Annotated in this window: 6 protein-coding genes; 2 read left to right on the top strand and 4 right to left on the bottom strand. The window is 73.6% G+C overall.

Annotated features, from left to right (window positions below; all coding sequences use genetic code 11):
- Positions 1-215 precede the first annotated feature (215 nt).
- Positions 216-1,850, top strand: coding sequence for an apolipoprotein N-acyltransferase (gene lnt / locus ACFV4G_RS34205; RefSeq protein WP_380446079.1), 1,635 nt, complete (start codon positions 216-218; stop codon positions 1,848-1,850).
- Here lnt and ACFV4G_RS34200 read toward each other — a convergent pair.
- The 4 genes from ACFV4G_RS34200 to gdhA form a co-directional block, all read right to left on the bottom strand.
- Complete coding sequence (locus tag ACFV4G_RS34200) at positions 1,826-2,590, bottom strand: VOC family protein (RefSeq protein WP_380446078.1); 765 nt, start codon at positions 2,588-2,590, stop codon at positions 1,826-1,828. The genes lnt and ACFV4G_RS34200 overlap by 25 nt on opposite strands.
- 64 nt (positions 2,591-2,654) lie before the next feature.
- Positions 2,655-3,566: a zinc-binding dehydrogenase gene (locus ACFV4G_RS34195; protein ID WP_380446077.1), complete on the bottom strand. Its 912-nt coding sequence runs from the start codon at positions 3,564-3,566 to the stop codon at positions 2,655-2,657.
- Positions 3,567-3,807: 241 nt separating this feature from the next.
- Positions 3,808-4,683, bottom strand: coding sequence for a GyrI-like domain-containing protein (locus ACFV4G_RS34190; protein WP_380446076.1), 876 nt, complete (start codon positions 4,681-4,683; stop codon positions 3,808-3,810).
- Between the two features lie 146 nt (positions 4,684-4,829).
- Positions 4,830-6,230, bottom strand: coding sequence for an NADP-specific glutamate dehydrogenase (gdhA, locus tag ACFV4G_RS34185; RefSeq protein WP_380446075.1), 1,401 nt, complete (start codon positions 6,228-6,230; stop codon positions 4,830-4,832).
- Between the two features lie 410 nt (positions 6,231-6,640).
- On the opposite strand from gdhA, the gene ribA reads away from it, so the two are divergent.
- Entirely contained in the window at positions 6,641-7,270 is a 630-nt protein-coding gene (gene ribA / locus ACFV4G_RS34180; RefSeq protein WP_380446074.1) for a GTP cyclohydrolase II, read from the top strand.
- Position 7,271: the final 1 nt, after the last annotated feature.

The raw sequence follows: 7,271 nt of genomic DNA, 5'->3' as shown, positions 1-7,271 counted from the left end.
AGCACGGGGTCCCGCACGAGGTGACCGGCAAGCTCGTCGTGGCCCCCCCCGCCGACGAAAAGCCGCGGCGGGGGGCGCGGGCCGGGGCCCCGGGGTGAGGCCGGGGGCACCGGCGCCGGCCGGTGTTTCGGGTGTACCAATCTTGGTGTACACGTAATCCAGCCGGTTGACGTGAACACTGGTGACATCATGCGCCCGAGCGGACAATACGGGGCATGTCGCGACGCCTCGCCCTCAGCCGTCCCGTCTCCCCCACGCCCTTCGCCCGCCACCGGGGCGACCCGGCCGGTGCCGGCCCGCCGCGGCCCGCCCACCGGTACCGGGCGCGCCTCGGGGCGCTGGCGGCCGGGGCGCTGCCGGTGCTCGCGTTCCCGCCCCTGGGGCTCGCGTGGCTGGCGTGGGTCGCACTGGTGCCCGGACTGCTGCTGATGCAGCGGGCGCCGTCGGGGCGGGAGGCGGCGGTGCGCGGGTGGTGGTTCGGCGCCGGTTTCATCCTGACGGCGATGTACTGGCTGGTCCCCTCGATCGGACCGGGTCTGCCGGTGCTCGCCGTCCTGTTCGGGGCGCTGCAGGCCGTCGTCGGCCTCGGCGTGCACCGGCTGCTGCGCCCGCCGCTGACGGCCCGCCGGGCGCTGCTCGCCGTGGCCGTCGTCCCCGCGCTGTGGCTGACCACCGAGTACGCGCGCTCCTGGCACGCGCTGGGCGGGCCGTGGGCGCTGCTCGGTGCCACCCAGTGGCAGCACCCGGCGGTCCTCGCGCTGGCGTCGGCGGGCGGGATCTGGCTGGTCAGCGCGGCGGTGGTGGCGGTCAACACGGGGGTGCTGGTCGTGCTCACGGCCGCCCCCTGGCGGCCGCGGGCCGTCGCGGCGCTGACCGCCGTCCTGATGCTGGTGGCCGGGCCGCTCCTGTTCGCGCTGCGCGACGCGCCCGTGCGGGCGGGGGCGGTGACGGTGGCGCTCGTCCAGCCGGGGATCGTCGACGACCCGCAGGCCCGGTTCGACGCGAGCGCCCGGGCCACGGCGGAGCTCGGCGGGCGGCCGGTGGACCTGGTCGTCTGGGGCGAGAGCAGCACCACGTCCGACCTGGACCGCGACCGGGTCGCGCTGGACCGGCTGCGCGAACTGTCCGCCGCCACCGGCGCGCAGGTCATCGCCGGGGAGGACGCGCGCAAGGCCGACGGGCGGATCTCGAAGGACGCCGTCCTGGTCTCCCCCGCGGGCGTCGTGGACCGCTACCGCAAGATCCGGCTGGTGCCGTTCGGCGAGTACATCCCGCTGCGGCCGGTGCTCGGGTGGATCGCGGGCGTCAGCCGGGCGGCGGGCGAGAACCGGGCGCCCGGCACCTCGTTCCACGTGCTGCCGGCCACCGACCGGGCGGGCGGCGCGCTGCCGGTCGGGGCACTGGTCTGCTTCGAGTCGGCGTTCCCCGACATGGCGCGGACGGCGGCGCGCGACGGGGCCCGGGTGCTGGTCTACCAGTCGTCCACGTCGACGTTCCAGCACACGTGGGCGCCCGCGCAGCACGTCTCGCTCGCGGCGATCCGGGCCGCCGAGACCGGCCGTCCGGCCGTGCAGGCCTCGCTGACGGGGGTCTCGGCGGCCTTCGACGCGCAGGGGCGCGAGCTCGCGCGGCTCGGCACCGACGGCACCGGGGCGCTGACCGTGCGGCTGCCGCTCACCGCACCCGACACGCTGACCTGGTACGACCGCGTCGGTGACGTGGTACCGCTGGCGGCCGTGCTCGTGACGGCGGGGGCGGCGGCCGTGGTGTGGCGGGGGCGGCGCGCGGCGCGGGCACTGGTTTCCGGCGGGGAGTCCGGGGACGGTCAGCCCTCGTCGCCGGCGCGGTAGACGCCGAACACCGCTCCCTGGGCGTCGCGCAGGACGCCGATGCGCGGGCCGTCCGGGACGTCCGTCGCGGGCATCAGCACATCGGCGCCGAGGCCGTTCGCCCGGGTGACGGTGTTGTCGACGTCCGCGACCGCGAAGTACGGCAGCCAGTGCGCCGGGACCTGCGGCGGGAAGCGCTCGTCCATCACCATCATGCCGCCGAAGTCCGCGCCGGCCAGGCCCCATTGGGTGTACTGCGGGGACGCGGTGACCGACCAGCCGAACACCGCGGGGTAGAAGGCGGTCGCGCTCTCCGCGTCCCGGGTGGCCAGCTCCACCCAGCCGAGCGCGCCGGGCTCGTTGAACACGCCGGCGCCCTGGAACGCGCGGGCCTGCCAGAGGGTGAAGACCGCACCGGAGGTGTCGGTGACGACGGCGAACCGGCCGAGGTCGAACACATCGGCGGGCTCCATCAGCGCCCTGCCGCCGCGCGCCTTGATCGTCGCGACGGTCTCGTCGGCGTCGGCGACCGCGAAGGACACCGTCCAGGCCGTCGGCTGCTGCGGTGCGTAGAGCGGGGTGACGGCGGCGGCCGGCGCGTCGCCGAGGAACATCTGCGTGTAGCCGCCGGCCTCGGGCCGCACGTCGGTCTCGGCGCGCCAGCCGAACAGCTCGCCGTAGAAGGACTGGGCGGCGGCGGGGTCGGAGGTGCCCAGCTCGACCCAGCAGGGGGCGCCGATCGTGGCGGAGTTCTGCTTCATGTGCTTCTCTCTGGCTGTTCCTGCATTGGCGATCTTGATGATGGTTCGTCAATTCTGCTTGCTGTCAGGAGACTTCGAGGACGAGCTTGCCTTTCGCGTGCCCGGACTCGACGAGGGCGAGCGCCTCGGCGGCGTGGGCCAGCGGGTAGCGGGCGGTGATGTGCACGGCCAGCTCGCCGGCCGCGACGAGGGCGGCCAGGGCGGCGAGGCTTTCGGAGGTGGTGGACCGCGTGACGTAGCGGCCGCCGAGCTCGGCGGCGGTCGCCGGATCGGCGGTGCTGACCAGCTTCGAACGGTCGGCGAGGGCCCCGGCGGCGTCGCGCGGCGCGGCGCCGCCGACGAGGTCGAGGATGCCGTCCACGCCGTCCGGGGCCGCCTGCGCGATCCGCTCGGCGACCCCCTCGCCGTACCGGACGTGCACGGCGCCGAGCGCCTCGACGTGGCCGCGGCTGGCATCGCTCGCGGTGCCGATCACGCGCAGGCCCCGGCTGCGGGCGATCTGCGTCGCCGCGCTGCCGACGCCCCCGGCGGCACCGAGGATCAGGAGCGTGCGGCCGGAGCCCAGGCCCACGTCGCGGACGGCGTCGTCGGCGGTCGCCGTGGCGACGGCGAGGGTCGCGGCCTGGTCGAAGCCGACGGCCGCGGGCTTGAGGGCGCTCATCCCGGCGCGCAGCAGGGTCTGTTCGGCGAAGGCGCCGGCGGCGGCGACCCCGAAGACCTCGTCGCCCGGGGTGAAGGCGGTCACGTCCGGGCCGACCCGCAGGACGACGCCCGCGGCCTCCTGGCCCATGACGGACGGCAGGTCGCGGCCCTGACGGCCGAGGAGGCCGCTGCGGATCTTCCAGTCCACCGGGTTCACCCCGGCGGCGCGGACCGCGACGGCCAGTTGGCCCGGGCCCGGCAGGAGCTCCGGACGGTCCAGGAACTCCTGGGTCTCCGGCCCGCCGTAGTCGACGAACCCGAACGCTCTGGGCATCGGTGATCCCACTCCTCGGGTAGCCCCCGCTGACAGCCCCACCCCGCCCCGCCCAGCATGCGGGGGCGTCCGGGGACGGGCCGCCGGTGCTGCGCCGAACGGGGGCGGGCGAACAGAAAACAGATGACAGATAACAGATTTCGAAATCTGTTATCTGTCATCTGTTTTCTGTCGCCTGTCGCCTGTCGCCTGTCGTCCGTCAGCCGTCAGCCGTCAGCCGTCAGCCGTCAGCCGCCGATCGTCAGCTCCGCACGGCCCGCGCCACCGGGATCCAGAGCTCCGCCTCGGCGTCGCCCGTCCCCGGGACGAAGTGGGTGCGCAGGATCTCCGGACCCTGCCGGGCCTCGTACGGGTTGGACGGGAACCACTGGCCGTACACGTCCGCCCACATCTGCTGCAGCGCCTGCGGGAACGACCCCGCGTTGGTGAACACCGCCCACGTCCCGGCCGGGACGGGCAGGACGTCCAGGTCGTCCGGGACAACGGCGTCCTCACGCGCCACCACCGCGTGCCAGTAGTCGAGTTCGGACCCCTCCTCCCGGTTGGACGAGAAGTCGTCGCTCACCGAGACGATGCCGACCGGGTCCCCGCCCGTCAGTGTCGTGATCCGCTCGACGGTCTCCTTGCCGAGCCCCTTGATGAACTCGGCGATGTGCGGGTTGACACCCTCGTAGATCAGGGGCACCCGCGCCTTCTTGCCGACGATCCGGAAGTCCGGCTTCTGCACGATCCGGTAATCCATACTGCTTGCTCCTTCCACGACGAGTCGGAAGGACATCCGGGCCTGGGACTTGAGCACCGCGCCGTCGCGCCGGGCCTCACCGGGCCCGACCCCGTGCATCGCCCGGAACGCCCGGGCGAACGCCTCGCCCGAGGTGTAGCCGTACCGGACCGCGATGTCGAGCAACGTCCGCTCGCCGTCGAGCACTTCGGCCCCGGCGACGGTCAGTCGTCGGCGCCGGACGTACTCCGACAGCGGCATCCCGGCGAGCATCGAGAACAGCCGCCGGAAGTGGTACTCCGACGTCACCGCGATGCGCGCCAGTTCGGCCACGTCGATCTCGCGGTCCAGGTTGCGGTCGATGTCCTCCATCGCCCGGTTGAGGTGCTCCAGCACTCCGGCCCCCGTCCTTCCTCGTTGATCTCCACCGTAGGAAGGACCCACCTTGCCGCACCCGACAATCGGTGCCCGCTGCGGTCGGGTGGCGGTCCCTGCGCAACCGCCGCCCCGCGACGCGCAGCGGGCACCGGATCAAGGCCCGATCAGACCAGGCCCTGCGCCAGCATCGCGTCCGCGACGAGCTCGAACCCCGCGATGTTCGCGCCCACCACGTAGTTGCCCGGCTGCCCGTAGCGCTCGGCGGTGACGGCGCAGGACTCGTGGATGTGCCGCATGATGCCGGCCAGCCGCTCCTCGGTGCGGGCGAAGGTCCACGAGTCGCGCGAGGCGTTCTGCTGCATCTCCAGCGCGCTGGTCGCGACGCCGCCCGCGTTCGCGGCCTTGCCCGGGCCGAAGGCCACGCCCGCCTCCTGGAACACCCGCACCGCCTCCGGCGTGGTGGGCATGTTGGCGCCCTCGGCGACCGCCTTCACGCCGCCGCGCACCAGCGCGATCGCGTCCGCCTCGGCCAGCTCGTTCTGCGTGGCGCAGGGCAGCGCGACGTCGCACGGCACGCTCCACACGCTCGCGCCCTCGGCCCCCGCCTCGACGAACCGGACGTGGGCGCCGCGCAGTTCGGCGTACTCGGCGATCCGGCCGCGCCGGACCTCCTTGACCTCCTTGAGCAGGTCGAGGTCGATGCCCTTCTCGTCGACCACGTACCCGGAGGAGTCGGAGCAGGTGAGGACGGTCGCGCCGAGCTGCTGCGCCTTCTCGATCGCGTAGACGGCGACGTTGCCCGAGCCGGAGACCGCGACCCGGCACCCGTCCAGGCTCTCGCCGCGGGCGCGCAGCATCTCCTCGGTGAACAGCACGCAGCCGTACCCGGTGGCCTCGGTGCGCACCTGCGCGCCGCCCCAGCCGAGGCCCTTTCCGGTGAGGACGCCGCTCTCGTGGCGGTTGGTGATCCGCTTGTACTGGCCGAAGAGGTAGCCGATCTCCCGGCCGCCGACGCCGATGTCCCCGGCCGGAACGTCGGTGTGCTCGCCGATGTGGCGGTACAGCTCGGTCATGAAGGACTGGCAGAAGCGCATGATCTCGGCGTCCGAGCGGCCCTTGGGGTCGAAGTCGGAGCCGCCCTTGCCGCCGCCGATGGACAGCCCGGTGAGCGCGTTCTTGAAGATCTGCTCGAAGCCGAGGAACTTGACGATGCCGAGGTCGACGGAGGGGTGAAAGCGCAGCCCGCCCTTGTACGGGCCGAGGGCGCTGCTGAACTCCACGCGGAAGCCGCGGTTGACGTGGACCGCGCCGGCGTCGTCCGTCCACGGCACGCGGAACATCAGCTGGCGCTCGGGCTCGCAGACGCGCTCGACGATCCGGGCGTCGACGAGCTCGGGGCGGCGGGCGAGGACCGGGCCGAGGGTCTCCAGGACCTCGTGGACGGCCTGGTGGAACTCGTTCTCGCCGCGGTTGCGGCGGACGACGTCCGCGTAGAGCGCCTCGATGGCGCGGTTCTCGGCCTCGGTGGCCTGCGGGGAGGGGGCGGTGCGAGGGTTGGCGGGCATCCGGTTCGGACCTTCCGTGGTCGGCAGTGGTCGTGCGCGAGGCGTTCCCGTGCCCAGGAAACGCGGGCAAGTCTCGCAGTGTCCCCGGGACGGCTCCCGGCCCATCCACATACTGAAACCCCCCTCGCCCCGCGGCCGTTACGATCCCTCAGCCCCCTCGCGTCCGCACTGAGCCCGGCTGAACCGGCTCCCCGCCCTGCCCGGGAATCACGGAACGTAGTCCCCGTGGACGGGAACAGCCGGGGCGGACGTGGCGTTGTGCGCCTGCGACATTGTCTGCGTAGTCGGCCCGGGCACGGACAGTACCCAGTTGTTCAAATTGGAACGACCGAGTACGGTCGGAGCCCGGTCCACCCCGACGGGGACCCCACCCCCTCGGCAATCCGCCACTCGCCATCGGAGGCCCGCCCATGCCGCAGCCCGGCTCCGCCACGGTGCGCTCACGCGTGCGCATCCCGCTGACCTTCCCGGACGGCTACCGCGCCGACGCCGAGGTCTTCACCTTCCACGGCCTGGCCGACGGCGCCGAGCACCTGGCGCTCGCGTTCGGGCGGGTGCCGGAGGGCGGGACGCCGCTGGTGCGGCTGCACTCGGAGTGCCTGACCGGCGACGTGTTCGGCTCGGACCGCTGCGACTGCGGCCCGCAGCTGCGCGAGTCGGTCGAGCGGATCAGCGAGGCCGGCGGCTACCTGCTCTACCTCCGCCAGGAGGGCCGCGGCATCGGGCTCTACAACAAGCTCGACGCCTACGCCCTGCAGGACTCCGGCCTCGACACCTACGACGCCAACACCGCCCTCGGCCTGCCCGAGGACGGCCGGGACTACACCGCCGCGGCCCAGATGCTGACCGCCCTCGGCGCCACCGGCATCGAGCTGCTGAGCAACAACCCGGACAAGGCCGCCCAGCTGGCCGCCCTCGGGATCACCGTCGAGCAGCGGGTCCCGACCGGCGTCCACCTCTCGGAGAGCAACGTCCGCTACCTGCGCGCCAAGGTCGAGCGGACGGGCCACTCGATCGAGCTGTCCCGCCTGGTCGGCTGAC

This window comes from Kitasatospora sp. NPDC059747, from assembly GCF_042732955.1.
Classification (GTDB): domain Bacteria; phylum Actinomycetota; class Actinomycetes; order Streptomycetales; family Streptomycetaceae; genus Kitasatospora.
The sequence above is the reverse complement of the archived record's forward strand: the minus strand, read 5'-3'. Positions and strand labels throughout refer to the sequence as shown.

Excerpts from the sequence above, each read along its gene's own strand:
- lnt (WP_380446079.1), top strand. The coding sequence starts at position 216 with ATGTCGCGACGCCTCGCCCTCAGCCGTCCCGTCTCCCCCACGCCCTTC.
- ACFV4G_RS34200 (WP_380446078.1), bottom strand. The coding sequence starts at position 2,590 with ATGAAGCAGAACTCCGCCACGATCGGCGCCCCCTGCTGGGTCGAGCTG.
- ACFV4G_RS34195 (WP_380446077.1), bottom strand. The coding sequence starts at position 3,566 with ATGCCCAGAGCGTTCGGGTTCGTCGACTACGGCGGGCCGGAGACCCAG.
- gdhA (WP_380446075.1), bottom strand. The coding sequence starts at position 6,230 with ATGCCCGCCAACCCTCGCACCGCCCCCTCCCCGCAGGCCACCGAGGCC.
- ribA (WP_380446074.1), top strand. The coding sequence starts at position 6,641 with ATGCCGCAGCCCGGCTCCGCCACGGTGCGCTCACGCGTGCGCATCCCG.